The organism is Nocardioides sp. WS12, assembly GCF_014108865.1.
Taxonomy (GTDB): domain Bacteria; phylum Actinomycetota; class Actinomycetes; order Propionibacteriales; family Nocardioidaceae; genus Nocardioides.
In genome coordinates this window covers 5,058,057-5,083,727 of sequence record NZ_CP053928.1, presented here as the reverse complement: position 1 = coordinate 5,083,727, position 25,671 = coordinate 5,058,057, and the positions used below count along the sequence as shown (strand labels likewise).

At 70.7% G+C, this 25,671-nt stretch carries 18 protein-coding genes; 6 read left to right on the top strand and 12 right to left on the bottom strand.

Going from position 1 to position 25,671, the window contains the following annotated elements:
• The first annotated feature begins 61 nt into the window (after nucleotides 1-61).
• Nucleotides 62-1,351 (top strand): hypothetical protein, encoded by a 1,290-nt coding sequence (locus HRC28_RS24665; RefSeq protein ID WP_237111640.1) that lies wholly within the window; start codon nucleotides 62-64, stop codon nucleotides 1,349-1,351.
• Between the two features lie 73 nt (nucleotides 1,352-1,424).
• Entirely contained in the window at nucleotides 1,425-2,390 is a 966-nt protein-coding gene (locus tag HRC28_RS25225) for an Abi-alpha family protein (protein ID WP_202033176.1), read from the top strand.
• A gap of 9 nt (nucleotides 2,391-2,399) precedes the next feature.
• Here HRC28_RS25225 and HRC28_RS24655 read toward each other — a convergent pair whose 3' ends face one another.
• A complete protein-coding gene (locus tag HRC28_RS24655; protein ID WP_182377977.1) occupies nucleotides 2,400-3,887 on the bottom strand; it encodes a helix-turn-helix transcriptional regulator in 1,488 nt (495 codons plus the stop codon).
• 318 nt (nucleotides 3,888-4,205) lie between these two features.
• On the opposite strand from HRC28_RS24655, the gene clpB reads away from it, so the two are divergent.
• Both clpB and HRC28_RS24645 read left to right on the top strand, forming a co-directional pair.
• Entirely contained in the window at nucleotides 4,206-6,809 is a 2,604-nt protein-coding gene (clpB, locus tag HRC28_RS24650; protein ID WP_182377976.1) for an ATP-dependent chaperone ClpB, read from the top strand.
• Between the two features lie 25 nt (nucleotides 6,810-6,834).
• Entirely contained in the window at nucleotides 6,835-7,872 is a 1,038-nt protein-coding gene (locus HRC28_RS24645) for a hypothetical protein (RefSeq protein ID WP_182377975.1), read from the top strand.
• Between the two features lie 4 nt (nucleotides 7,873-7,876).
• Here the strand turns inward: HRC28_RS24645 and HRC28_RS24640 are convergent, their stop codons facing one another.
• The 3 genes from HRC28_RS24640 to HRC28_RS24630 all read right to left on the bottom strand — a co-directional run bounded on the left by HRC28_RS24640 (nucleotide 7,877) and on the right by HRC28_RS24630 (nucleotide 12,579).
• Entirely contained in the window at nucleotides 7,877-10,219 is a 2,343-nt protein-coding gene (locus tag HRC28_RS24640; RefSeq protein WP_182377974.1) for a serine/threonine-protein kinase, read from the bottom strand.
• A 5-nt stretch (nucleotides 10,220-10,224) separates the two neighbouring features.
• The gene (locus HRC28_RS24635) at nucleotides 10,225-11,166 is read right to left on the bottom strand and encodes an ECF transporter S component (protein ID WP_182377973.1); all 942 of its coding nucleotides are present in this window, start codon (nucleotides 11,164-11,166) and stop codon (nucleotides 10,225-10,227) included.
• A gap of 222 nt (nucleotides 11,167-11,388) precedes the next feature.
• Nucleotides 11,389-12,579, bottom strand: a complete 1,191-nt coding sequence (locus HRC28_RS24630; protein WP_182377972.1) for a pyridoxal phosphate-dependent aminotransferase — start codon at nucleotides 12,577-12,579, stop codon at nucleotides 11,389-11,391.
• A 32-nt stretch (nucleotides 12,580-12,611) separates the two neighbouring features.
• Here HRC28_RS24630 and pyrE point away from each other — a divergent pair, with 32 nt between their 5' ends.
• A complete protein-coding gene (pyrE, locus tag HRC28_RS24625) occupies nucleotides 12,612-13,157 on the top strand; it encodes an orotate phosphoribosyltransferase (protein ID WP_202033175.1) in 546 nt (181 codons plus the stop codon).
• A gap of 15 nt (nucleotides 13,158-13,172) precedes the next feature.
• Here the strand turns inward: pyrE and HRC28_RS24620 are convergent, their stop codons facing one another.
• From HRC28_RS24620 to HRC28_RS24590, 7 genes are read right to left on the bottom strand one after another with little or no spacing between them, the layout of a single operon-like run.
• Nucleotides 13,173-14,384 carry a VWA domain-containing protein gene (locus tag HRC28_RS24620; protein WP_182377971.1) on the bottom strand — a complete coding sequence of 404 codons (1,212 nt, stop codon included), beginning with the start codon at nucleotides 14,382-14,384 and terminating at the stop codon, nucleotides 13,173-13,175.
• Nucleotides 14,381-16,666 (bottom strand): DUF5682 family protein, encoded by a 2,286-nt coding sequence (locus HRC28_RS24615; protein WP_202033174.1) that lies wholly within the window; start codon nucleotides 16,664-16,666, stop codon nucleotides 14,381-14,383. The genes HRC28_RS24620 and HRC28_RS24615 overlap by 4 nt, the downstream gene beginning before the upstream one ends.
• Entirely contained in the window at nucleotides 16,627-17,748 is a 1,122-nt protein-coding gene (locus HRC28_RS24610) for an AAA family ATPase (protein ID WP_182377970.1), read from the bottom strand. The genes HRC28_RS24615 and HRC28_RS24610 overlap by 40 nt, the downstream gene beginning before the upstream one ends.
• Nucleotides 17,745-19,115, bottom strand: coding sequence for a DUF5691 domain-containing protein (locus HRC28_RS24605; RefSeq protein WP_182377969.1), 1,371 nt, complete (start codon nucleotides 19,113-19,115; stop codon nucleotides 17,745-17,747). Before HRC28_RS24605 ends, HRC28_RS24610 begins: the two co-directional genes overlap by 4 nt.
• Entirely contained in the window at nucleotides 19,112-20,419 is a 1,308-nt protein-coding gene (locus tag HRC28_RS24600; RefSeq protein ID WP_182377968.1) for an SWIM zinc finger family protein, read from the bottom strand. The genes HRC28_RS24605 and HRC28_RS24600 overlap by 4 nt, the downstream gene beginning before the upstream one ends.
• 49 nt (nucleotides 20,420-20,468) lie before the next feature.
• The gene (locus tag HRC28_RS24595) at nucleotides 20,469-20,909 is read right to left on the bottom strand and encodes a VOC family protein (protein WP_182377967.1); all 441 of its coding nucleotides are present in this window, start codon (nucleotides 20,907-20,909) and stop codon (nucleotides 20,469-20,471) included.
• Between the two features lie 57 nt (nucleotides 20,910-20,966).
• A complete protein-coding gene (locus tag HRC28_RS24590; protein ID WP_237111639.1) occupies nucleotides 20,967-21,716 on the bottom strand; it encodes a VTT domain-containing protein in 750 nt (249 codons plus the stop codon).
• Between the two features lie 102 nt (nucleotides 21,717-21,818).
• Between HRC28_RS24590 and HRC28_RS24585 the strand changes: the two genes are divergently transcribed.
• Nucleotides 21,819-22,487, top strand: coding sequence for a TrmH family RNA methyltransferase (locus HRC28_RS24585; protein ID WP_182380971.1), 669 nt, complete (start codon nucleotides 21,819-21,821; stop codon nucleotides 22,485-22,487).
• Here HRC28_RS24585 and HRC28_RS24580 read toward each other — a convergent pair.
• The gene (locus HRC28_RS24580; protein ID WP_182377966.1) at nucleotides 22,484-25,612 is read right to left on the bottom strand and encodes an LPXTG cell wall anchor domain-containing protein; all 3,129 of its coding nucleotides are present in this window, start codon (nucleotides 25,610-25,612) and stop codon (nucleotides 22,484-22,486) included. The two genes, HRC28_RS24585 and HRC28_RS24580, sit on opposite strands and share 4 nt — an antisense overlap.
• Between the last annotated feature and the right edge of the window lie 59 nt (nucleotides 25,613-25,671).

The following is a 25,671-nucleotide window of genomic DNA, read 5'->3' as shown; positions in this document are numbered from 1 at the left end:
GGACGCGATAGGGGACTTCTTCAGGGACTGGGTGAGTGGTGATCTCACCGGAAGCCATGGCGTGGACTGGTTCGCGTTCATCTCGATCCCGTTCTTCACCGGCATCATCGGCTGGCTGATCAACTGGTCCGGCCTGTGGATGCTGTTCTCGCCCGTCAAGTTCCACGGCTTCAAGGTGCCGGGCCTCAAGGAGGTCACCGGTCTCATGCCGCGCAAGCTGCAGGAGATCCCGGGCTGGATGGAGGGTGGCCTCGGCTGGCAGGGCATCGTTCCGGCACGGGCCGCCAAGATGGGCAGCATCGCTGTCGACAAGGTCATCGCCAAGCTCGGCACGCCTGCGGAGTTCTACGCGCAACTCGAGCCCGACCAGATCGCCGAGCACATCGTCAATGTGTTCCGCCCCGATCTCCCGGAGCTCGTTGAAGACGTCATGCTGCGGGAGCACCCGAAGCTGTGGCGCGACCTGCCCCGTCCCGTGCGCACGGCCGTCATTGACCGCGTCCAGGCCCAGTTGCCGGCCGTCGTCAAGACGATCACCGATGAGATCGGTGTCCACATCGACCAGCTGCTCGACCCGAAGATCATGGTCATCGACCACTTCCGGAAGAACCCCGACCTCGTGGTGCGGGTCTTCAAGGACGTGGGCCAGAAGGAGCTGAACCTGATGGTGGCCTTCGGGTTCATCTTCGGCTTCCTGCTCGGTATCCCGGTCGCGATCGTCGACCAGACCTGGCACATCTGGTGGCTGCTGCCGCTGCTCGGCGTCTTCGTCGGATGGACGACCAACCTGCTCGGCATGTGGCTGATCTTCGATCCGCCGGAGCCCAAGCGGATCCTCGGCATCAAGGTGCAGGGCCTGTTCCTGCGTCGCCAGGACGAGTGTGCCGAGGTCTACGCCCGGATCATCGCGGAGGACGTCGTCACGCTCGAACGCATCGGTGACTTCCTGATGGACGGTCCCCGCGGCGACCGCACGCGTCAGATGATCGCCACCGCGATGCGGCCGGCCATCGACAAGGCCGCAGGCCCGCTTCGTGGCGCGGTCAACGTGGCCATGGGCGGCAAGCGGTACGACCGGATCAAGGACTCCTTCGCGCAGGAGGCCGTCGGTCGCACGATCACGCCGTTCCGTGACGCGGAGTTCAGTCGCAAGCAGTCGGAGAAGATCCGGGTGCTGATCGCACGTCGTACCAAGGAACTCCCGCCGACCGACTTCGTCGAGATGATGCGCTCGGCCATCAAGGAGGACGAGTGGATGCTCTACCTCCACGGTGCCGTGATGGGCGCCGCGGGCGGGTTCCTCCACCTGGCGATCTTCAACTGGGGCATGATCCCCGGCTTCCCGCCGTGAGTCGTGTCTCGTGGGTGTGACCAGCAGGGTGCGGGGCGGAACGCCCAAGGCGGTTTTGATGGAGGATGTGACCGTGGCCAGAGAATCAAGTTCGTCGGAGAACCTGGGTGTCGGTGGGGAAGACCTGCCGCGCCTGCCTGCGCTGACCAGTCCGTCCGCGGTCGAATCCCTTCCCGGTCTGGCGCGGGTGGCCGGTTCGGCCGCCCTGCACACCGCCGGTTGGGGCATGCGTACGACGGCCCGCAACTGGATGCGCGTCGGCAAGGCCGTGACGAACCGTGAGGAGGCTGCCTCCCTGATTCGCGAAGTCGGATCCGTCGTCGGTGCCGTGGGCGACCTGGCCCGCACCCTTGCGGACGGAACCCCCATGGGGACTGCCTTCCTGCGCGTCGGCGAGTCGCTCGGCGGCAACGGAAACGGCATCAGCAGCAGTGTCGAGCGTTCTCGCGAGAACAGCTCGTCTGCCCCGGTCGTCGACGGACAGGTGGTCGCGAGCCGACCGCTGTCGCTGCGCGATCGTGGCAACGAACTGCTGGAGAAGTCCCGCGACGTATGGGGTCAGAACGACCGTCACCCGGCGTTCGACCGGATCCTCGACGAGCTCGCACCCGACGAGGCACGCATCCTGGTGATGCTGCTGCGCAACGGTCCCCAGCCCAGTGTCGACGTCCGCACCGGCGGCCCGATCGGCATGATGAGCAGCCAGTTGATCGCCCCGGGCCTCAACATGGTGGGCGCGCGGGCCGGCCTGCGCTACGGCGAGCAGGTGCCGTCGTACCTCAACAACCTGTTCCGCCTGGGCCTGATCTGGTTCTCGCGCGAGGCCGTCCACGACCACCTGGAGTACCAGGTTCTCGAGGCGCAGCCCGACGTGCTGGCCGCGATGCACTCGGTGAAGTTCGCCAAGGTCGTGCGTCGCAGCGTCCACCTCACGCCGTTCGGCGAGGAGTTCTGCAAGCTGGCGCTGGTCGACGAGCAGACCGCCACGAGTGTCGCGCTGCCCGTCCACGAGGCGCCGCCGGAGATCGACGGCGACTGACCGGGGCGATCACCCGACGACGCGACCGCCCGCGTTGATCCACCACTGAGCCGCATCCCGGATCGCCGCTTCGGCGTGGGACGACGCGATCGTCACGAGTTCGGGCTGACCGGCCATGCCGGCGGCGAAGAGCGCGTCACGAGACACTTCGTCGTCGGCGGCCACCAGGTCGGTCAGCGTCGCCGCGGGCAAGGGAACCCCGGCGAAGCCGCAGATCGAGAGCCCGGCGGCCCGGAGGGCAGGGTCGGACGACGCCAGCCAGGGGGCGGGGTCGGCGACCTCGAAGGGCACCATCAGGTTCGCGAACGCGTAGGCCGCACCGTGCCGGGTGGTCTCGTCCGGCCCCTCCAGTGCTGCGATGCAGAGCTGCTCGCGGACCGCCTCGGAGAACGGTGACGCGACGAGGAGGAAGCCCGACGTGACGACGTGGGTCGCGCGGAAGTCGTAGAGCACCTCGAAGAGGAGGCGCGTCAGCACGCTCTCGCCTGCGGTGTTGCCTGCGATCTCCGCGGAGATCCGGGCCGCGTGGGCGAAGTGCCGATTGCGACGGCTGTGCGTCCAGGTGGCCGCCTTGCGGGGCGGCGGTAGGTCGAAGCCGACCGCCGTGCGTACCTCGCGCCGGAACTCGGGCGGGCAGGAGGCCAGTGTCGCGCTGAGGATCGGTCCGCGCCGGGAGTCGTCGACTGCGGCGATGCAGGCGGCCGCGAACGGTGCCACCAGCGGCAGCCAGTCGCGCGTCCGCAGGCCGCCGACGCTGCGCATGTTCTGGATGCCGAGGCAACTCGCGCGAGCGATCTGCCAGGACGGGTGGGCGAGGAGTTCCCCGCACCAGTGCACCAGTTCGGGCGTTGGCCGTTCGGTGACGGCACTCAACAGGTCGTAGGCCCGTTGCATGCCGGGTGCGAGGACCGCGGCTCGAATCTCGTCGGCCACGATGTCGCCGTACGCGCTGCAGCGCAGCTTGGCCAGCGCCTCGTAGCGCAGCTGGTAGCCCGTCCCCGCAGACCGGCCGACCTCGCTGACGAGGTGTTCGATGTGGGGGCGTACGGCGGCTTCGGGCAGTCCGAAGGGGGTGTGCGCGTGGTACTCGGCGAACCGCAACCAGTCGCAGCCGGCCGGTTCGTCCAGCACGGCCACGCAGCTGCTCGAGAAGCCCGCCAGGGTGGCTTCGGGCGTGTACGGCTCGACGTCCTCGGGTGCATAGGAGAAGGTCCGCGACAACACGTCGATCGGAGCGCGGAGCTGGCCGTACGGAAGGCCGAGGGCTCGTTCGTAGGCATCGATCACCGTGCCACTGCGCCGTCCGGCGTTCTCGACACGCGACAGGGTGGCGGGCGAGAGGTGCGCCCCGGCTCCGGCCAGGTCCCCGAACTCCCGCATCCGGACGCCGGCGGCCATCCGGCTGGTGCGCAGCAGCCAGCCGATACGTGCGGCCACGTCGATCCGGGCGCCCGCGAGCGGCGTCCGGTCATCGATGTCGTCCGCCCGCCGCGCCACGGGTCCATGCTGGCAGGGCGCGGGCGTCTGCGGGTCGTTTCGCGTGCGGTGGCACCTGAAACAACGGGTTGCAGGCGGTCGGGCTGTGGGACGGTTTTTGCCGCAGGGACCGCTGACTGCCAGTGATGTGGGGTTACTGGCGGGTTGTGGGGACAGGCGGATCCTGCATCCGTGGTGGGTGGGCGAGGACTCGCCCACCCACCATGAGGCTCCAGGTGAGACGTACCTCGCAAAGTTGAGTGCAATAGACTCAACTTTGCGAGCGTTGGAATGAGTGTCACGATCCATTCCCACGCACCTTCCAGGAGACTCCCCTTCATGAGCGCTTTCGGGTCCGACAAGTTCACGACGCGCAGCCGCGAGGCGATCGAGGCTGCGCAGCTCGCCGCGACCACGGCGGGCAACACGAGTGTCGAACCGATCCACCTCCTCGTCGCGCTGCTGCTGCAGACCGACGGCATCGCGTCCAGCCTCGTCGCCAAGTCCGGCGTCGACGCACCGGCGCTGGTGCACGCGGCGTCCGCGGTCCGCGACGGACTGCCCCGCGCGAGTGGCGCCACCGTCCAGCAGCCCGCGGCGTCGGCCGGGCTGACGCGCGTCCTGGCGTCGGGCATCGACCTCGCCAGCTCGATGAAGGACGACTACGTCGCCTCCGAGCACCTCCTGATCGCGCTCGCGACCGTCGAGTCGTCCGCGAAGACCGTGCTGACCGACGCAGGGCTGACGTCCGACGGGTTGCGGGACTCGCTCACGGCTGTCCGCGGCAACCGTCGGGTCACGTCGCAGGATGCCGAGTCGACGTACGAAGCGCTCGAGAAGTACTCCGTGGACCTCACCGCAGCGGCCGAGGACGGCAAGCTGGACCCGGTGATCGGCCGGGACGCCGAGATCCGTCGCGTCATCCAGGTGCTGTCCCGTCGTACCAAGAACAACCCGGTGCTCATCGGTGAGCCGGGCGTCGGCAAGACCGCCGTTGTCGAAGGGCTCGCCCAGCGGGTCGTCGACGGCGACGTCCCCGACTCCCTCAAGGGCCGGCGGGTGCTCTCGCTCGACCTGGCCGCGATGGTGGCCGGTGCGAAGTACCGCGGCGAGTTCGAGGAGCGGCTCAAGGCGGTCCTGGAGGAGATCAAGGACGCCGGCGGCCAGATCATCACGTTCATCGACGAGCTGCACACCGTGGTCGGCGCGGGTGCCGGAGGCGACTCCGCGATGGACGCGGGCAACATGCTCAAGCCGATGCTCGCGCGCGGCGAGCTGCACATGATCGGCGCGACCACGCTCGACGAGTACCGCGAGCGGATCGAGAAGGACCCCGCTCTGGAGCGGCGTTTCCAGCAGGTGTTCGTCGGTGAACCGACCGTCGAGGACACCATCCAGATCCTGCGCGGCATCCAGGAGAAGTACGAAGCCCACCACGGCGTCCGGATCACCGATGCCGCGCTGGTGGCCGCCGCGACGCTGTCCGACCGCTACATCACCGGGCGCCAGTTGCCCGACAAGGCCATCGACCTGATCGACGAGGCCGCGTCGCGGCTGCGCATGGAGATTGAGTCCTCCCCGGAGGAGATCGACCAGTTGCGCCGCCAGATCGACCGGCTCCGGATGGAGGAGTTCGCGCTCGCCAAGGAGTCCGACGACGCCTCGCGCGACCGGCTCGAGGTGCTGCGCGCCGACCTCGCCGACAAGGAGGAGGCCCTGCGCAGCCTCGACGCCCGCTGGGAGCGCGAGAAGGCGTCCCTGGAAGGCGAGGGCGAACTGCGCCGTCAGCTCGACCAGCTCCGCAGTGAGGCCGACCGCAAGCTGCGCGAGGGCGACCTCGCTGGGGCGAGCGAGATCCAGTACGGCCAGATCCCCGCGCTCGAGGCCCAGATCAGTGCGGTCGAGGCCAGCGAAGGTTCGTCCGACGCGGCCGCCGAGAAGGAGGAGAAGCTCGTCGGTGACGAGGTCGGCGCGCCGCAGATCGCCGAGGTCGTCGAGGCCTGGACCGGCATCCCCACCGGCCGGCTGCTGCAGGGCGAGACCGCCAAGTTGCTCGACATGGAGCAGGTCATCGGCTCCCGCCTGATCGGACAGCGCGAGGCCGTCCGTGCCGTCAGTGACGCCGTACGGCGATCGCGGGCCGGTATCTCGGACCCGAACCGTCCGACGGGGTCGTTCCTCTTCCTCGGCCCGACCGGTGTCGGCAAGACCGAGCTCGCCAAGTCGCTGGCGGACTTCCTGTTCGACGACGAACGGGCCATCGTCCGGATCGACATGAGCGAGTACTCCGAGAAGCACTCGGTGTCACGCCTGGTCGGTGCGCCTCCCGGCTACGTCGGGTACGACGAGGGCGGCCAGCTCACCGAAGCGGTCCGCCGCCGGCCCTACTCCGTGGTGCTGCTCGACGAGGTCGAGAAGGGGCACCCCGAGGTCTTCAACATCCTGCTGCAGGTGCTCGACGACGGTCGACTCACCGACGGCCAGGGTCGCACGGTGGACTTCCGCAACACGATCCTGATCCTCACGTCCAACCTCGGCTCGCAGTACCTCGTGGACCCGACGCTCGACCCCGAGGCGCAGCGCGAAGGCGTGATGGCGACGGTGCGCAAGGCCTTCAAGCCGGAGTTCCTCAACCGCCTCGACGAGATCGTCACCTTCGATGCCCTGACCCGGGATGACCTGGCCACGATCGTCGAACTGCAACTGCGGTTGCTGGAGAACCGGCTGGCCGGACGACGGATCTCGCTGGAGGTCACGCCGGCGGCGCGCGCGTGGCTGGCCGACGTCGGCTACGACCCGGCGTACGGCGCCCGGCCGCTGCGCCGCCTCATCCAGTCCGCGCTCGGCGACCCGCTCGCCCGCCTGCTGATCGGCGGTCAGGTCGCCGACGGTGGCGCGGTCACGGTGGACCACGGCGACGACGGGCTGGTCGTCAAGGTTTGATGGACCGTCTGATGGAATGGGCGCCATGAGCCAGGACCAGCCACGACCGGGACACGCGACGCTCGCGGGTTCGATGATCATCGGCGGCTCGATCATCGTCGTGCTGTCGGCATGGGAGCGGATCTCGACGCTGCACACGCTCGAGGCCCAGGAGAAGCTGCAAAAGGCCCTCGCGGACCCGCCGATGAGCGGCCTCGGGCTGACCGCCGACGGCCTCGCGTCGCTGATCCAGGTGCTCTGCCTGATCGGCGCCGGCGCGGCCGCAGCAGCCGCGATCCTGGGCTTCCAGGTCTTCAAGCGCTCGACCAGCGCCCGGCTTGCGCTGACCCTGCTGGCGCCGCTCCTGCTCGTGGGCGGCATGGCGACGGCCGGGTTCCTGGCGCCCATGGTGGTGTTCGGCATCCTGCTGCTGTGGCTCCAGCCGACGCGTGACTGGTACGCCGGACGGCCGTGGGTGCAGGCCTACGAGGCACGCCGGGCCGAGCGGGTCGGGCTGCTGCGCCCGCCTGGTGCGCCGACGGCGCCGACTGTGCCGGGCGACCCGGCTGCCCTGACTGGTCCGACGGCTGGTGACACGGCTCGCGACACAGCTGGTGACACTGCGCCGGCGGGCCGGCCCTCCGTCGTACGACGGACCCGGCCGCAGCCGCTGACGGCAGCCTGCACGCTCACCTGGCTTTCCTGCTCGCTCGTGCTGCTCGGCATCGGCGTGATGATGGCGGTGCTGCCGTCGCAGGCCGAGGACCTGTTCGCGGAGGTCACCCGCGACCAGCCCAAGATGGTCGAGGCCTACGACCTCACCGAGAACACGCTGCTGGCCGGGATGTACGTCGTCCTCGTCGGGTTCGCGCTGTGGACGGTCGCCGCGATCGTGCTCGCCGGTCTCGCGTTCATCGGGCAGAACTGGGCCCGGATCACCCTCGTCATCTCTGCGTTGACGGGTGCCCTGCCGCTGCTCGTCATGTCGATCGGCGCCTGGCCCTTGCTGGCGCTCGTGGGCGTGTTCGGGGCGACGGCCTGGATGCTGCTGCGCCCCGAAGTGGGTCGCTGGTACCAGCGCTGACGGGTCAGGTCGCCGGGGCGAACACGCGCAGCACGTTCTCGTCGATCTGCTCGGTGCCCTCGTCGGTCGTCAGTGCCAGCGCGCCGCCGATGTCGGCCGGGTCCGCGGTGGACGTCGTGGTCAGGTCAATCCGGGCGCCGGTGGGCAACAGGTTCGTTGACAGCAGCGGCCGGTCGTCGTCGAGCACCCACGTCGTTCCCTCCAGCCGCCAGACGCTCTGTGCGATTCCGGGGCGGGAGGTCGACGTGAAGTCGTCCTCGAACTCGCAGACGTTGGTGGAGCTGCTGAGGCGCAAGGTGCCGTCCCTGTCGAACCAGAGATCGTCGATCGTCTGGTACTCCTGATCGGCGGCGTCGCCTTCCACCATCGCGGACATGTCCGTGGCGACCGACTGGTCCGGGTGGGCCGGGTCGACGACGAACAGCGAGTAGCCGTAGACGCACGCGCCACCGCTGCCGCCCTGGAGTACGGCGGCGCGCGGACCGCCGTACGCCGACTGGGCCGAGAAGGCCTGGCCCTCCCAGAGTGAGACGCCGGACGGCAACTGGTTGTCGAACCGGGTGACTGTTCCCTCAGCGTCGATGCGATGCGCCATCGCGACGGGGCCGCCTCGGTAGCCGTCGGTGGAGTCGTCGTAGCCGAAGGCGAGGAGGCTGTCGCCGGCAGCCAGCAGGTCGTTCCAGGTGATACCGCCGGGCGCGGCCGCCACCTCCTGTCGGTCGTCGAGCGCCGGCAGTGCATGGCTCGCGAGCCGGGAACCGTCGAGGGTGACGACGCGACCGTCCCAGACGGCCGCCTGTGCGCAACCCTCGGGGTCACTGCAGTCGGCAGTCGTGGTGGCTCCGTTGTCGGTGTCGACGACGGTCAACCTGCCGGTCGACACGGCGGCCACGTAGCGGCCGTCCGTGCTCCACGAGGGGTTGCCCGCATCGGGAAGCCGGGTGATCTCGTCAGTCCCGTCCATGACGACGAGGGTGGTTTCGGAGATCCCGTCGCCGTCGGGATCGGCGCCGGTGAGTGTGTAGGCGTAGACGTCCCGCGGCGTCTCGGCTGGAGGATTCGAAGCAGCAGGGTCGTCGTCCTGGTTCAGGAGTACGGCGGCGCCGGCTCCCGCACTGACGACAGCGAAGATGCTTGCGGCTGCGATGGCCCCCTTGGCGCCACCGATCGCGGCCAGCATGCCGCCCCCGGACCCGGCGACCCCCGCTCCGCCCGCGCCCGCTGCTGCCGCGCCTCCGGCGCCGACGGCACCTGCGCCCGCCGCGCCGACTCCAGCACCCGCTCCGGCGCCCGCGGCGCTCACGCCCGCGCCTCCTGCGCCGAGGCCGGACCCGAACCCGACGCCACCGACACCGCCGACGCCCGCCGCGATCCCGCCCGATCCGATCGCACCAGCGGCAGCGTGGCCGGCTGCCAGCGGTGCGGCCGCGGGTGCGGCGCCGAGCAGGCCGAGTGCGGCCGGCGCTGCCGCGAGGCCCGACAGTGCGGCCAGGGTGGAGGCGACGAGCGTGCCGAGCGTTGCGCCTGCGGCGGCCCATTCGGCGCCGTACGACTGGGTTGCGGCGATGTTGAGACTGGTCAGGAAAGCTCGACTGTTCTGGTGGCGTTCGGCCGGGTTCTTGGCGAGATCCTGCGTGCAGAGACCGGCGAGGGCGTCGCTGATCCCCGGGTACAGGCGCTGGAGGTCGGGGATCGGCGACTGCACGTGCAGCAGCGCCGTCATCACCGGGTTCGGGCCGACGTACGGCGGCCGCCCGCAGAGCAACTCGAACAACATCACCGCGGTGGCGTAGAGGTCGCTGCGTTGGTCGATGTGCTGGCCGAGCACGACCTCGGGGGCGAGGTAGGCGGGCGTGCCGATCCAGGTGTCGGGGCCGGTGAGGGCACGCGGCGGTCCGGTGAGGCCGAAGTCGATCAGGCGCGAGGTCCCGGTGGTGTCGAGAAGGACGTTCTCGGGCTTCAGGTCGGCGTGGACCAGGCCCGCCGCATGGACGGCTGCGAGGCCCTGGAGCGCGCCCGTGAGGACCGACAGCGCCTGCGGGCCGTCGAGGGGGCCGGCCTCCTCGAGGACGCGTCGCAGTGACGCCCCTTCGACGTAGTCCGTGACGAGAGCGGCCAGGTCCGGGGTGTCGATGACGTCGCGGATCCGCACCACGTTGGGGTGGTTGACCGAACGCAGGGCAGCCGCCTCGTCGCGGAACATCTGGCGCCGCCAGCCCTGTTCGGGCCAGTCCAGCACCTTGATCGCCACGGGTTCGCCGGTCGCCGGGTCGGCACCGAGGTGGACGGTTCCGAAGCCGCCGGACCCGATGATTCGGGAGACGGGGTAACGGCCGATCTGCTGCATGGCCGTCAGACTTCCCGGGGGCGCTTGCCGAGAAACGGTCGACCGAGTACTTCCGCTGCCACGAGGGCCATGAAGCCGCTGAGCAACTTGTCCTCGACCGACGCCAGCAGGTTGCCGGCGAAGATCGACGCGAACAGGTGGTGCGTCACGGCGCGGATGGTGCCGATGACGTCGTCCGTCGCGTGCTGCGCCGTGCCGCCGAGCATCAGGATGATCGGTGCCGCGAGCGCCGAGCACAGGAGCGCGACGAGCAGGTTGAGCACGAAGAAGCGGGGGAGCGTCCGGCCCAGGCCGAGCCTGCGGACGCCGTACCCCCACAGGAGCGCGCCGCCGACGTTCACGATCCCGAACGGGATGGAGATCCAGCCGCTCAGCGCAGCGCCGCCCAGATTGGTCGTGATGCCGACGAGCACGCCCCACCAGGGCCCGAGAACGATGGCGGCGATGGCAGTGCCGACCATGTCGAGGAAGAGCGTGATGTCGAGGGGGCGCAGGACGTTGTCGACGGTGACCCGCCCCAGCAGGTTGAGGGCGATGCAGCCGACGAGGACGGCAGCGACCCAGCGGCGGGTCGGGCGCGGCAGGGACGGGATGTCGCCGGCCTCGGGTGCCGTCTCGGTGGGGGCCTTGGCGCTGGCGTGCGCCTCCAACACCCGCGCCTCCCAGCCCGGGACGTCGTGCTCGGGCACGCCCAGGGCCCGGACGATGTCACCGACGAGCGCCGCGTCGAGTCGACGCCGGCCGGGGCGGAAGGCGTCGTACACGGTCGTGCGGGCGGGGCGGGCGACCTCGGGGGCCAGGCCGCGACTCTCGCGCTGCAGTCCGATCCGCACCACGATGTCGTTGTACGACGGCATGCCGGCGGTCGTGCGCAGTCGCTTGAGGTCCTCGGCGATCGCGTCGAACGGACCTGTCTCGACTGACCGGTCGGAGTTGTCCGTGCTCACGCGTGCCCCCTGCCCGCGCATCCCCAAATGCGCCGCGCCGCGACGGTACCGGCCCGGCCGCGCGCGTGGGAGCGATTCCACGATGAGGCCGCTGGCAGCAGTCCGTGAGCACCCCCCACAGAACGCTCAAGGACCGCTGCACCACGACGTCTCGGGGATCCAACGAGGTCGGGTGGCGCCGGACCCGCCTGCGGGTGAAGTCCGAACAAGTCCGAACAGCGCTCAGCGGGCCAGGTCGGCGGCCGTCAGGCGGCGGACCGCCTCGGCGATCACCTCGGGCTTCTTGCAGAACGCCCAGCGCACGAGCTGCCGGCCAGCACCGGGCGCGTCGGGGTCGTCGTAGAAGACCTCGGAGGGGATCGCGACGACCCCTGCCCTTTCGGGCAGGGACCGGCAGAAGTCGCCGCCGCTGGCCCAGCCGAGGGCACTGACGTCGGTGGTGGCGAAGTACGTTCCCTCCGGTGTGTACGACGTCAGGCCGGCCGCCGTCAGACCGGCGACGAGTTCGTCGCGGCGCGCCTGCAGGTCGGCCCGGAGCCGCGCTGGGAAGCCCGACGGGCCGTCGAGGGCGCTGTCGAGCGCCTGGGCGACGGCAGGCTGGAGTGGCGCGCCCGAGGTGTAGGTCAGCCACTGCTTGGCGGCCGTGACGGCAGCGACGAGATGGGCCGGTCCGGTCGCCCAGCCGACCTTCCAGCCGGTGACCGACCAGGACTTGCCGGCGCTGGACAGCGTCAGGGTCCGCTCGGCCATGCCGGGCAGGGTTGCGAGCGGCACGTGGACCCGACCGTCGAACGTGAGGTGTTCGTAGACCTCGTCGGTCACCACGGTCAGGTCGTGCGCCTGGGCGACCCGGGCCACGGCCGCCAGCTCCTCGGCGTCGAGGACGCGGCCGGTGGGGTTGTGGGGAGTGTTGAGCAGGATCAGCTTCGTGCGCGGGGAGACCGCGGCTTCGAGCTCGGCCGGGTCGAGTCGGAAGTCGGGGGCGCGGAGGGTGACGGGTCGTCGTACTCCACCGGCGAAGGCGATCATCGCGGTGTAGGAGTCGTAGTAGGGCTCGAGGACGATCACCTCATCGCCGGGATCGACCAGGCCGAGCAGGGCACCGGCGATCGCCTCGGTGCAGCCGGTCGTGACGACGACCTGCGTGTTCGGGTCGAGCTCGATGCCGTAGTGGCGCTGCTGGTGGCGCGCGATGGCCTGGCGCAGGGCCGGGATGCCGATGCCCGGGGCGTACTGGTTCGCGCCTCCGCGCAGCGCGTCGACCGCAGCGCCGATCAGTTCCGGCGGCCCGTCGGTGTCGGGGAACCCCTGACCGAGATTCACCGCACCGGTGCGCACGGCGAGCGCCGACATCTCGGCGAAGATCGTCTCGCCCATGCCGGCGACGCGTCGGGATGCTGGGTGCACGGTCATGACCCTAGGGCCGATCCCGATAACCTTCGACCGTGACGACCACGGACACCGCCCTCGCCGCCGACATCGACGCCACCTGCCGCCTCACAGGCGAGTTCACTCTCCGCTCGGGCCAGGTCAGCAACGAGTACTTCGACAAGTACCTCTTCGAGGCCGACCCGGGCCTGCTTGCCCGGGTGGCTCGCGAGGTCGCCCAGCTGCTCCCCGGTGACGCGGACCTGCTCGGTGGCCTGGAGATGGGCGGCATCCCGATCGCCACCGCCGTCAGCCAGCTCGTCGGCATCCCGGTCGTCTTCGTCCGCAAGGAGGCGAAGAAGTACGGCACCGCCAAGCTCGCCGAGGGCCCTGAGGTCGCCGGCAAGCGGATCGTGCTCATCGAGGACGTCATCACGACCGGCGGCGCGGTGCGCGACGCCACGAACGCCCTGCGCGAGCGTGGCGCGGTCGTCGAGACCGTGGTGTGCGCGATCGACCGCAGCCCGGGCGACGACAACCCGCTCGCGGACGTCTCGCTGGAGCTGCGCTCCGTGCTGACGAAGGTCGAACTGGACGCCGCGCGGGCGGCCGCCCAGGCCTGATCCGAACCTTGCGGGTCAGTCGTCGACGACGGCGCTCGCAAGGGTGATGTCGTTGGCCGCTGCCCACTGCGCCAGGTCCTGCTTCTCGATGGCTGCGGCCATCAGCTCGGGGAACTGGTCCGGCGTGCAGGCGAACGCCGGGACGCCGATGGCGGCGAGTGCGGCGGCGTGGTCGGCGTCGTACGACGGCGCACCCGAATCGCTCAGCGCCAGCAGCGCGATCATCACCGTTCCGGCATCGGTGATGGAGTTGGCCCGGCGCAGCATCTCCTCGGCGATCCCGCCCTCGTAGAGGTCGCTGATCAGCACCAGCACCGTCTCCTCGGGGCGCTCGATCAGCGACTGGCAGTAGGCCAGCGCCCGGTTGATGTCGGTGCCGCCTCCCAACTGGACGCCGAACAGCACGTCGACCGGGTCGTCGATCTCGTCGGTCAGGTCGACGATCTCGGTGTCGAACGCGACCAGGCGAGTGGACACGGTGCGCACTGAGGCAAGGACCGCGCCGAAGATGCTGGAGTAGACGACCGATTCGGCCATCGAACCGGACTGGTCGATGCACAAGATGATGTGCCGTTGGGTCTGTCGGCTCCGGCGGGCGTGGCCGAAGAGCCGCTCCGGCACGACGGTGTTGTACTCGGGCAGGTAGTGCTTGAGGTTGGCCGCGATCGTGCGCCGCCAGTCGATCTCGTGGTGGCGGGGGCGTCGGGTCCGGGCTGCCCGGTCGATGGCACCGCTGATCGCCTGAATGGTGCGGCTGCGGAGTCGCTGCTCGAGGTCGTCGGTGACGGCGCGGACGACCGCACGGGCCGTGGCCCGACTGTGCTCGGGTATGACCTGGTTGAGCCCGACCAGGGTGGTCACCAGGTTGAGGTCGGGCTGGACGGCGCCCATCGTCTCCGGCTCCAGCAGCAGCTGGTGCAGCCCGAGTCGGTCCATCGCGTCGGACTGCATGACCTGGACCACAGAGGATGGGAAGTAGGTGCGGATGTCACCGAGCCAGCGGTTGACGCTCGGCGCCGACCGGCCCAGCCCACCGCCGCGCGGACCCTTGCCCTTGCCGGACTGACGTCCGGTGCCGTCGTACAACTGGGCCAGGGCGCGGTCGCGGACCAGGTCGTCGGCCGACAGCGGTACGTCGTCCGGGTCGGCCTCGTCGCCACCGAGGACCAGCCGCCAGCGGATGACCCGATCGCGCGGGCCGGGCAGGTCGGGGGTCTCGTCGTTCATGCCGACACCGCCAGGCCGAGCAGGGCCGCGACCCGCTGGGCCGCCGGGCGACCCGCCTCGAGGTCGAGACCCGGCACGACGTCGGCGTGATCGCTGCCGAGGTTGCGCACCCGGGTGGCGACCTGGCGTCGTTCGGCGGGCAGGAACCGCGCGAAGGTGCGGCGCAACAAGGGCAGCAGGTCCTCGAACACACCCTCGTCGACACCGTCGAGCCAGGCGTCGATCATGGTCAGCAGCGTCGGGTCGTGCAGCAGCAGGACCGCTTCGCCCTCGAGGAAGCCGTCGAGCCATGCGGCGGCGTGGGCGGGGGAGGCGCCGAGGGAGAGTTGGCGGCTGAGTCGCTCGGCGGCCCGCTCCGAGCTCAACTGGCCCCCGTCGAGCAGGATCCGGTTGACCCGGCCGGCGATCGCGCCGTGGATCCGGTCATCCGCGGCGACGGCGCCGAGGGCCTCGCGCCAGCGCTCGAGGCCGACCCCGACCAGCGCGATGCCGCGCTGCGCACTGTCGATCGAGGCGCGAAGGCTGGCGGCCGCGTCGTCGTCGAGCGCCGCACAGGCCGAGCGGAGCTCCACGGCTGCGCGGATGACCACGGTGTGCAGCACGTCGCGGACCCGCCCCACGTCGGCGCGCCGGACGTCGCCGTACCGCTGGGTCCGCGCCAGCGGCTCGACGGCGTCGAGGAGGGAGCGGGTGTCGTGCTGATGGGCGGTGGCGGCCGCCAAGGTGTCGATCACCGCGGCCAGGGCACCGGGGAGCTCGGCGACCAGGGCCACCTCGACCAGCCGGCCCAGGGTGGCCAGGTCGGAGGCCGACGCGGCGCCCTCCCGGACCCGGGCCTCGGCGGCGCCGAACACGGTCGTCCCGAGGAGGCCGGCCTCCACCAGCCCGACGGCGAACTCGGGCTGCCATTCGAGGTCCCAGACCTCCTTGAAGGTGCCGGTCGTGCGTCCGGAGTCTCCTTCGATGCCCCACGGCACCCCGAGCAGGGCCAGCCGGTGCAGCAGCAGCGAGCGTTCGAGCTGGCTCTCCTTGCGGAGGTCGAGGGTGACGGTGGTCGGTGTCGCGGACGGCTTGAGGCGGAGTCGCTTCTGCAGGCGCGCGAGGTCCTCGGCCAGCGGGACGAGGGGGACGCCCTCGGGCACCTGCCCGAGGTCCTCGCCGATGACGAGGCGCTGCTGGACCAGCACGAGGGGGACCGGGGAGCCGGCGCACAGCGCCGCCTGGCTGGCGTCCATGAGTTCGTCGAGTCCCACCGAGGGTCGACCTCGTACGACGGCCAGTGCCTCGGCCATCCGTACCGCATCCACGACCGTGGCCGGTGCCGCGTCCAGCCCGTCGTCGCGCAGGGCGCGTGCGACCCGGGTCAACCAGCCCGGCACCACGTCGTCGGGTCGGCCCTCGGCCCAGCAGAGGAACAGGTGCTGGTACCACCCGGGCGAGGTGACCCCGGCGCCGTACCCACTGGCGAAGGCGAGGCGTCCCGAGGTCCACGGCGCCCAGGTCGCAGTCACCTTGATCTTCGGGAGCCCGGTCAGCAGCTTGTTGTCCGCGGTGGTGGCGGGGAACGCATCGGGATGCAGCACGGGTGCGTGGAAGGCACCGCACACCACGGCGATCCGTTCGTGGCCCTCCTTGATCGTCGCGCGGAGCACCCGGCGCATGGCCGCCTCCCGGCGGAGGTTGTCGTCGCTGACCGGGGCAGCGTCGCGGGCCTCGGCCATGGCTTCGCGCAGGATCGCGAACCGGGCGAGCGTGGACTCCGCGCGGTGCTCGACGGCGTCCTCCCACCAGCGCTCGGGGTCGTCGTACCCGGCTGCGGCAGCGAGGACCGCGATGGGGTCGCTCCGCTCAGGCGTCGCGGCCGGTTCCTCCTCGACCTCGCCCGTCTCGGCATCGACTGCGGCTGTTGTCTCACCCTTCGGGGCGAGTGCATGGGTCGCCGGGAGGTCGGCGAACCGGACCGGCACCTCTCGCGCGACGGCCCATTGCAAGGCCACCCATTCGGGCGAGAAGGCCGCCATCGGATAGAAGGCCGCACGCCACGGTTCGGCCGTCGCGTAGACCAGTCCCGCGACCGGCGGCACCAGTCCTTCCGTGACGTACGACGTCAGCACGTCGAGCTCCGGAGGTCCCTCGATCACCACGACCGTCGGGTCCAGCTCGTCGAGCGCGTTCGCGACCGAGCGCGCGGATCCGGGCCCGTGGTGTCGAATGCCGAGTACCTCGACCTGCGGCGTCACGGTCAGGACAGCTCCCGGCAGGCGCGGTAGAGGTCGGTCCACTCGGGCCGGTCCTTGACCACCGTCTCGAGGTACTCCTGCCACACGATCCGGTCCTGCACCGGGTCCTTCACGACCGCGCCGGTGAGGCCGGCCGCCAGGTCCTCGGCCCGGATCACACCGTCGCCGAAGTGGGTCGCGAGGGCCACGCCATTGGTCATCACCGAGATCGCCTCGGCCGTCGAAAGGGTGCTGGAGGGCGACTTCACCGTGGTGCGCTGGTTGAGGGTCATCCCACCGCGCAGCTCACGGAAGATGGTCACGACGCGTTCGATCTCGGGGGTGGCGGCGAGGTCGGCGGGCAGTTCGAGGCTGCGACCGATCGAGGCTACCCGGCTGCGGACGATGTCGACCTCCTCGGCCACGGTGTCGGGGAGCGGCAGGACGAGTGTGTTGAAGCGTCGCTTCAGCGCGGAGGAGAGCTCGTTGACGCCCTTGTCCCGGTTGTTGGCCGTGGCGATCACGTTGAACCCGCGCCGGGCCTGGATCTCGCTGTCGAGTTCGGGGATCGGCAGCGTCTTCTCCGAGAGGATCGAGATCAACGCATCCTGGACGTCGGCCGGAATGCGGGTCAGCTCCTCGATCCGGACCAGCGCGCCGGACTCCATGGCACGCATCACCGGGCTGGGTACGAGCGCTTCACGCGAGGGCCCTTCGGCAAGCAGTCGGGCGTAGTTCCAGCCGAAGCGGAGCGACTCCTCGGGCGTCCCGGCGGTGCCCTGGACGACCAGGCCGGAGTTGCCACTGATCGCGGCCGCGAGGTGCTCGCTCACCCAGGACTTGGCGGTGCCGGGCACGCCGAGGAGCAGCAGCGCCCGGTCGGTGGCGAGCGAGGCGACGGCGATCTCCATCAGCCGGCGGGCGCCGATGTACTTCGCGCTGATCTCGGTCCCGTCCTCGAGCGTCCCGCCGAGCAGGTACGTCGTGACGGCCCACGGCGAGAGCCGCCACTGCGGCGGTCGCGGCCGGTCGTCCACGGCGGCCAGCGCGGCGAGCTCGTGCGCGTACTCGTCCTCGGCATGGAGACGGAGTACGTCGCCGGAGGGATCCGGTGCCGTGGTGGTGGGCGACTCGCTGACGGTCATCGGAAGGCCTCCGTGATGGCTGGAAGGAAGGACAGGTACTGGTCGAGATCGGCGGGCAGTGAGCCCCAGGTGTGGTCGGATCGGGCCCACACCGAGAGCTGCGGTCTGACGGTTGGGTGCAGGCCCGCGGCCAACGGCCCGAGCCAGCCGGCGCCCGCACCGGCGACAGGCTTCGTATGCCGCAGGAGGTCGACCACGGCGTTGCTGAGTGGTGCGCTCCAGGGCGCTGGAACTGAGGCGATCACGGCCGCGACCAGGGTCGGCGCGCGGCTGTCGCGCAGCAACTGCACGGCCGTCGCGTCACGTCGTTCCGGCGGCAGGATCGCGAGCAGGGCCGGGTCGCTGGCCACGACGGCTTCCGCCCAGACGTCGTCGTGGCGCACCCGGATCGCGCGCAGGATCCCTTCCCGGGCAGCGGGTTCGGTCACCATCGCCCAGGTGTGGGCGGCGTCCTTGCCGGACACATCGGTCCACACGGACAGGGGCGCGCCCGCACAGATCAACTCCAGCCAGCGTTCCCGCTGCGATCCGGTGCGCGTCGTGGTCAGGCCGTCCCGGATGCCCGCAGCGTCCGGGGTGGTCGGCAGGGTCACCTCCAGGCCCCGGCGAAGGCGACCGGTCATCGCGACGAGCGGGCGCAGCCGCGCGGCCATCCGGGCGGCCCGCTCCGAACCCGGAACGCCGTCGAGTGCCAGGCAGGCCTGGCGTCGTACCTTCTCGGAACGGTCGTCGAGGGCTTCCTCGAGCAGGGCGATGGTGGCCTGGGCGAGGGGTGTCGTGAGGGTGGTCAGCGCGGTGGCTCGGTCGTTCGCGGGTAGCAGGCGCCAGGCGTCCGCGTCGAAGTCGGACGACGGCGCGCCGGTCGGAGTGTCCGGCCGGTCGAGCACCCACGCCCAGTCGCTGCGGAGTGCGGCCAGCCAGTGCCCGCGCTCGCCGAGGACAGGCCGGGTCGCCGCTCGCAGCGGGGTGTCGCTGGTGGCGCGGTCGAGGAGGCGCGGCAACAGGTCGTGGGGGACGCGTGCTCCCCGTTGGGCGCAGGTGTGCAGCCACCAGCCCAGCGCCTGGGCGCGCAGCCGGGCGCTCACCGGCGGTTGGTCGAGGAGCAGGCCGAGCAACTGGACCGCGGTCGGGGGCGCCACGGGCGCGGTCTCCGGCAGCGTGGGCGGCGGCGTCTCGCGGACGGGGAACGGGTGAGCGGTCGCGCGCAGGAGTGCTCCGCCCACGGCCGCGGCATCGAGCAGGGTCGTCTCCGGGGTCGGGTCGGGACGCGGTGCGATCCCGAGCCCCACCGGGATGGCCGGGGGCTCGCGACGCGTGGTGCCGAGGAGCGCGGCGGCCGACGCCTGCTGCCACCAGTCTGCCGTCATGGCGCCCCTGCCGTCACGGTCAACGGTCGGAGGCCGGTCTCCTCGAACTCGCCGAACACGTCGGTCACCGCACCGCCCGTGCGCGCCAGCAGGTCCCACGGCTCGGGGCCGAGGAGCGGCACGGCTTCGCCCCGCTCGTCGACCAGCGCCGCTGGACCTTCGGGGGTCGGCGGCACCAGGTGACCGCGGATCAGGACCGGGGCACGGTGCGCCCACGGATTCTGCAGCCAGCGAGCGGTCAGCGCTGCGCGCGCGTCGGCGACGGAGCCACCGACTGGCAGCGGTGTTTCGACCGCGAGCCGGGCCGGCTCGCCGGTGAACCGGGCGCGTGCGGGTGCCGATCCGGGATAGCGGATCAGGGGTACGTCGAGCACGCTGCCCTCGAGTTGCGCGACGGGCAACGGCTCCGGGCCGCCTGCGAAGTCGAACACCACGACGAGCTCGCCGGTGGAGGTGGAGCGGAGCCAGGTCCGCTGCTCCTTGAGCCGCCCCCTTTCGTCCCGGTGCGCACCGAGGACCTGCCAGCTGTCGGCGTTCGTCTGCTCGGGAGCATCGAGGTCCTCGACGGTCCAGGACCAGCCGAGGTAGGTGCGCAGGTCACCGCGGGTGGCCGGATCGAGGTCGTCCCACCGGCGCCAGGCCTGGACGGCCAGCCACCAGCGCCCGACCTCGGTCAGCAGGTGGTCCGCCCAGTCGTCGCGCCGACTCACCGCCGACGACATGTCCCGCACCCGCTCGGCCAGGCCGGGGAGCTGGCCATCGACCAGACGGGCGGCCGCTGCGTCCCACCACGCCCACGGCTGGCGCCGGGTGGCGGCGGTGCCGCTCCGGGCGATGTCGGCCAGCCACTGGGCGAAGTCGTCCAGCGCCGTCGACATGGTCGCCCGGCGTTCCTCGATCCGTCGGGCACGGGTCTGGGGATCGGCCGGACGCCGCGCCGTCGCCACGCTCTCCTCCGCCGCGCGCCCGGCCCGGGTAGCGGCCCAGTCACCCGCGAAGCCAGCGGGCTCGGCCGCATCGGCCACCGCCCCGTCGGAGCGCACCCAGAGCAGGAGCAGGGCCAGAGCGTGCTTGCAGGGGAACTTCCGGCTGGGGCAGCTGCAGCGATAGGCAGGTCCGGTCAGGTCGATCGAGACCTGGTACGGCGTCTTGCCCGAGCCCTGGCAGCGTCCCCAGAGCAGGGCGTCGGTGCTGCCGGTCTCCGACCAGGGGCCGGGGAGAGCGAGCTTGCGTGCTGCCGACAGGGACGACGCGTCGGGCGCGGCCTTCTCGACGGCCGCGAGGCTCCAACGGGGCGCTGCCATAGTGAGGACATCATGTCTGACGTCCCCGACAGAAGGGACCGGATTCAGCTCACTCGGCGGGCTTCTCGCCCGCGATGTTGACCAGCCAGTCGACGCCGTACTTGTCGGACAGCATGCCGAAGGTGTCGCCCCAGGGCGCCTTCTCCAGCGGCTGCTGGATGGTCGCACCGTCGGCGAGGCCCTCCCACCAGGCACGGAGGGTGGCCTCGTCCTCGTTCGGGCCGCTGATGCTGACCTGCTGGGTCTGCGGCTCGCCGGGCACATGGTTCGGGTGGTCGGCGCCCATCAGGAGCACCGAGTCCGACACGGTCAGGGACGCGTGCATGACCCAGTCGGACTCGTCCTCGGCCTCGGCGACACTCGCCGCGGTGCCGCCCATGTCGGCGAAGGTCATCACCTGGAGATCGCCACCGAGGACGGACTGGTAGAACTCCATCGCTTCGCGAGCTTGTCCGCGCCAGTTGATGTAGGGGTTGAGGTTGATCGCCATCGCTGCTCCCGTGTCTGAAGTGGGTGATGCAGGAGAGACCGTCGCCTCAGTACGGATTCATCGCTCGTCGGTGACGGCTTCGGTGACGGCGGGCTCGGGGGTGAGGGCCTTCTTGCCCTTCGCGCCGGGACGCTTGTGGCGCCACCACTCCCACACCAGCGGGACGGCGGAGAAGGCCAGGATGGCGATGGTGACGTAGTCGATGTTCTCGCCGAGTTCGGGGATGGCCGCACCGAGGAAGTAGCCCAGCAGGGTGATCGAGACCACCCAGAGCACGGCACCGATGGCGCTCCACACGAAGAACCGGCGCCGCTCCATCTCGGTGACGCCGGCGACGACGGTGATGTAGGTCCGGACGAACGGCACGAAGCGGCCGATGACCAGCGCCTTGTTGCCGTGCTTCTCGAAGAACGCACTCGTGTTGTCGAAGTACTGCTTCTTCAGGATCTTGCCGTCGCGGTGATAGAGCGGCGGCCCGAGCTTGCGGCCGATCTCGTAGCCCGCGACGTTGCCCGCGAAGGCGGCGACGATCAGCAACGCCATCGCGATGAGGAGTTCGGTCGGTTCGTGCTCGATGCCCACGACGGAGTAGCCGGTGGTGTTGCTGCCGGCGATGAAGAGCCCCAGGGCGAACAGCAACGTGTCGCCCGGGAGGAACGGGAAGAACAGCCCGCACTCGACGAACACGATCCCGATCGCGATCCAGATGAAGGCGGCACCGTATTCGTGCTGGAGCCATTCGGGGTCCAGCCACTTGATGCCCAGCAGCATCGGCACGACGAAAGGGGTCGCGACCAGCGAGTTCACGGCGCAACGGTACCGGCCGGGTCCCAACGGCGCGGGCAATAGGGTCGGATCGTGGGCGATGATCTGGACAGCACAGACGAGCGGCGGGCGCCGTACGACCCGATGCCGAACGGCCAACCCGAGATCGGGGTCGGCCCGTGGCCGGGTGCTTGGCCCGAGGGCCCCGGTTCCGACGTGTACGACGAAGCGCTGCTCCGTGACGGCGATCGACGCAACGTCGTGGACCGCTACCGGTACTGGAGCCTCGAGGCGATCCGCGCCGACCTCGACCTGCGCCGCCACGGTTTCCACGTCGCGATCGAGAACTGGCAGCACGACTTCAACATCGGCACCATCGTCCGCTCGGCGAACGCCTTCCTCGCGGCCGAGGTCCACATCGTCGGCAACCGGCGGTGGAACAAGCGCGGTGCGATGGTCACCGACCGCTACCAGCACGTCCGCCACCACGCCACGGTCGAGGACCTCGCGGCCTACCTGTCGTCGTACGGCAGTGATGACGGAGGCGGGCCGGTGCCGTTGTTCGGCGTCGACAACCTGCCGGGCTCTGACCACCTCGAGACGATGGAGATCCCCGACCGGGTCTGCTTCCTGTTCGGGCAGGAAGGCCCCGGGCTGTCGGAGGGCGCGCGCGAAGTGTGCGACGCGACGTTCTCGATCGCGCAGTTCGGATCGACCCGTTCGATCAACGCGTCCGCGGCGGCCGCGATCGCGATGCACGCGTGGGTGCGCCAGCACGCCGACCTGGGCAGCGAGGAGAACTGGCGAGGCTAGGGCGCTTCGACGCGGCGCCGCCCCACCAGCACGAGGCCGGTGAGGAGGAGGGTGACTCCGAGACCGACCAGCGCACCGCTGTGGGCGGGCGCCCCGGTGTCGGGCAGGGCGGCGTCGGTGTCGGGTGAGACCCCGTCGTCGGGATCCGGGCCCGGCTCGGGTTCGGGGTCCGGGGTGGCGACGGCGGCGATCGTGGCGTCGTCGGTGGCCGTCACCGCGGTGCTGGAGCAGTCGGCGCAGTCGACGGATCCGGTCGCAGTGGCCACGTTGTGGTGACCGCCGACGCCCACCGTCACGTCGCAGGTGTACGTCGACCGGGCTCCCACGCCGAGGTCGCCGATCCCGCGTTCGCAGCCCGCCACCTGGTCGTCGGTGACCTCGATGCCGTCGACCCGCACGTCACCGGTGTTCTCGACCGTGATGGTGATCGTGACCGTGCTGCCCGGTGTCGTGCTCGCGACGGCCGGGGTCTTCGTGAGGGTCAGGGCCGGGTGGATCACGTCGACGAGGACGGTCCCCGACGAGGCGGACACGACGGCGCCTGTCGGTGACAGTCCTTCGATGGTCGCGGTGTTCACGATGTCGGCCGACCCGGCATCGATCGTGCAGGTGCGTTCCACGGTGGTGCCCGCGCCGAGTTCGGCGACCACGCTGTCGCAGGCCGGGTAGGCCGGGTCGCTCAGTTCCAGGTCGGTGAGCTCGGCCGTACCGGTGTTCGTGACGGTGAACGTGAACGTGACGGGGTCGCCGGGCAGCACGCGGGTGACGTCCACGTCCTTGGTCAGCGTGAGGCCGGTGCGGAACACGTCCACGACGTCCGTGGCGGTGTCCTTGACCTCGATGCCCAGCGACGAGGTGCCCGACGCGATGACGGTGTTGGTGATGTCGTCGAGAGGTGCGGTGACCGTGCAGTCGTAGTCGACGAACGCCCCGACGGCCAGCGGTCCGAGATCGGCTCGGTCGCAGGACGGGAAGGCGGGGTCGGCGACCGAGACCGGGTCGAGGGCGACGGTTCCGCTGTTCGTCACCGTGATCGTGAAGGTGACGTCGTCGCCCTGGTGCACCCGGTCGAGGTCCGCTGTCTTCGTCACCGTGACGGCAGGGTCCTGCACCTCGACCAGCGCTGACGCGTCGTCGGCGACCTCGATGCCGTCGGGCGGCGTACCGCTGACGGATGCGTCGTTGCGGAACTCGGGCTCGGTGTCGGCGATCGTCCCGCACGTGTAGGTGAGGCTCTCGCCGGGGGCCAGGTCGGCCAGGGACCCGGCTGTCCGCGCGCAGTCGGCGGCGGCCGCGTCGGTGACCGCCAGGTCCGTGAGCAGTACGTCGCCGCTGTTGATCACCTCGATCGTGAACGTGACGCTGTCGCCGATCGTGACGGAGTCCGCCGCGGTGGTCTTGATCAGCGTGACGTCGGGATGGATCACGTCGACTGGTGCCTCGGCAGCAGCGGTCACGGGGTCGCCGATGGGCGCGTCGGCGGTCACGCTCGCGGTGTTCGTGAAGTCATCGGTGCCGGCGACGACCGTGCACTCGACGGTGGCCGACGCACCCACCGCGAGGCTGGCGACCAGGCCCGAGCATCCGGGTGCATCCGGGTCGCTGATGGTGATGGCGGACAGCGGCACGTCGCCGTCGTTGGTCGCCGTGACCGTGAACGTCACCGTCGCGCCGGCCCGTACGACGTCCGGTTCGGCCGTCTTGCTGAGGGCGATTGACGGATGGATGACGTCGACCGTTGCGGCCCCCGATGCGCTCAGCGGGGTCCCGTCGGCACCAACTCCCTGCGCGGCAGCGACATTGGTCAGGTCGTCGGTCGCCGTCGACGTACAGGTGTAGGTCTGCGAGCCGGCTGGGGCGAGCGAACCGAAGGTTCGGTTGCAGTCGGGGACGGCGTCGTCGGAGACCGTGACGTCGAGGGCCTGGGCCGTGGTCGGGTTGCGCACCGTGATCGTCCAGGTGAGCGGGTCGCCCACCCGTGCCACCGCGGGCTCGACCGACTTCTCCACGCACAGCGCGGGGACCGGGACCGACAGCATGAGCGACTGCACCATGTACGAGTCACCGTTGGTGAAGGTCAGCATCTCGGCGCTGGTGTCGCCCGGGTCGATCAGGCCCGCCGGCACGTCGAACTTCTTGGCGTCGATGGAGAACGTGTTGGGGTGGCTCGGCTCGAGCGTGTTGTCGGCCGCCGACACGAAGAAGTTGTTCGGACCCAGGGCCGTGGTCGGTTCGGGGATCCCGTTCGTCGTGGTCAGCGTCGCCGGCGGGTTGATGTAGAAGCGGTCGCCGTTCTGGCTGGAGTCGCCTTCGTACGCGACGATCCCGGCACGGACGGGAAGGCCGCTCACCCGGAAGCCGCTCACCGGGATGGACGTGGAGTTGGGGGTCGTGCTCTGGCGGACGTGGCCGTCGTACACGAAGACCTGGCGGCGCTCCGCGCCACAGTCGGCCGCGTCGAGCGTGTGGATCACGGACAGCGACCAGCCGCCGTGGCAGCCCGAGCCGGTGGGTGCGAAGACGTTGCCGACGGTGATCGTGACGGCCTGCCCCGACGCCAGGTCGGCCAGGTCGCCGGTCACGTCGGCGTCCGCGCTGTAGTAGCCGATCGAGGTGGTGTCGAACGAGTGCTCGCCGGGTACGACGTCCCGCGAGGCCGCGCCGCCGACGGTCAGCCGCACGGGAGCGGTCGCCGACGACCCGGCCGGGTAGGTCCCGGGCTGGCCGATGCCGCACTGCTGGCCGTCGTAGTTGCCGCCCCACATCAGCCGGGCCCACGTGACGCGGGCGCCGGCGGGAATGGTCACGGTGCCGGTGGAGGAGTTGTAGGTGTCGGCGTCGTCATCGACGTCGACGTACTGCATGGCGTAGCCGTTGTTGTTGTTGTTCGGGCTGTCGCCCGACGCACGCAGCCGGTCGCGGGCAGCGAGGCATCCGGTGGCGGCGGGGTTGCAGTCGACGACCGTGTTGCCGGTGATCTCGAAGTCGCCATAGACCTGTTCGTCGTGCAGGAGCCCCATCGGCTCGGTCGCCGCCTGGGCAGGTGCGGGCGCGAGCACGCCCACGAAGGTCAGGGACCCGGCGGCGAGCAGCACGGACATGGCAAGGCGATGGGCGTGCTTCACGGCGCTCCCGAGGGCGAGGTGACGAGACAGCTGGGGGGTGGCCGACGCTAGCACCCTGT

Bases quoted from the DNA above. Each gene is read 5' to 3' on its own strand.
- clpB (WP_182377976.1), top strand. From the start codon at position 4,206: ATGAGCGCTTTCGGGTCCGACAAGTTCACGACGCGCAGCCGCGAGGCG.
- HRC28_RS24645 (WP_182377975.1), top strand. From the start codon at position 6,835: ATGAGCCAGGACCAGCCACGACCGGGACACGCGACGCTCGCGGGTTCG.
- HRC28_RS24640 (WP_182377974.1), bottom strand. From the start codon at position 10,219: ATGCAGCAGATCGGCCGTTACCCCGTCTCCCGAATCATCGGGTCCGGC.
- HRC28_RS24630 (WP_182377972.1), bottom strand. From the start codon at position 12,579: ATGACCGTGCACCCAGCATCCCGACGCGTCGCCGGCATGGGCGAGACG.
- HRC28_RS24620 (WP_182377971.1), bottom strand. From the start codon at position 14,384: ATGAACGACGAGACCCCCGACCTGCCCGGCCCGCGCGATCGGGTCATC.
- HRC28_RS24610 (WP_182377970.1), bottom strand. From the start codon at position 17,748: ATGACCGTCAGCGAGTCGCCCACCACCACGGCACCGGATCCCTCCGGC.
- HRC28_RS24605 (WP_182377969.1), bottom strand. From the start codon at position 19,115: ATGACGGCAGACTGGTGGCAGCAGGCGTCGGCCGCCGCGCTCCTCGGC.
- HRC28_RS24600 (WP_182377968.1), bottom strand. From the start codon at position 20,419: ATGGCAGCGCCCCGTTGGAGCCTCGCGGCCGTCGAGAAGGCCGCGCCC.
- HRC28_RS24595 (WP_182377967.1), bottom strand. From the start codon at position 20,909: ATGGCGATCAACCTCAACCCCTACATCAACTGGCGCGGACAAGCTCGC.
- HRC28_RS24585 (WP_182380971.1), top strand. From the start codon at position 21,819: ATGCCGAACGGCCAACCCGAGATCGGGGTCGGCCCGTGGCCGGGTGCT.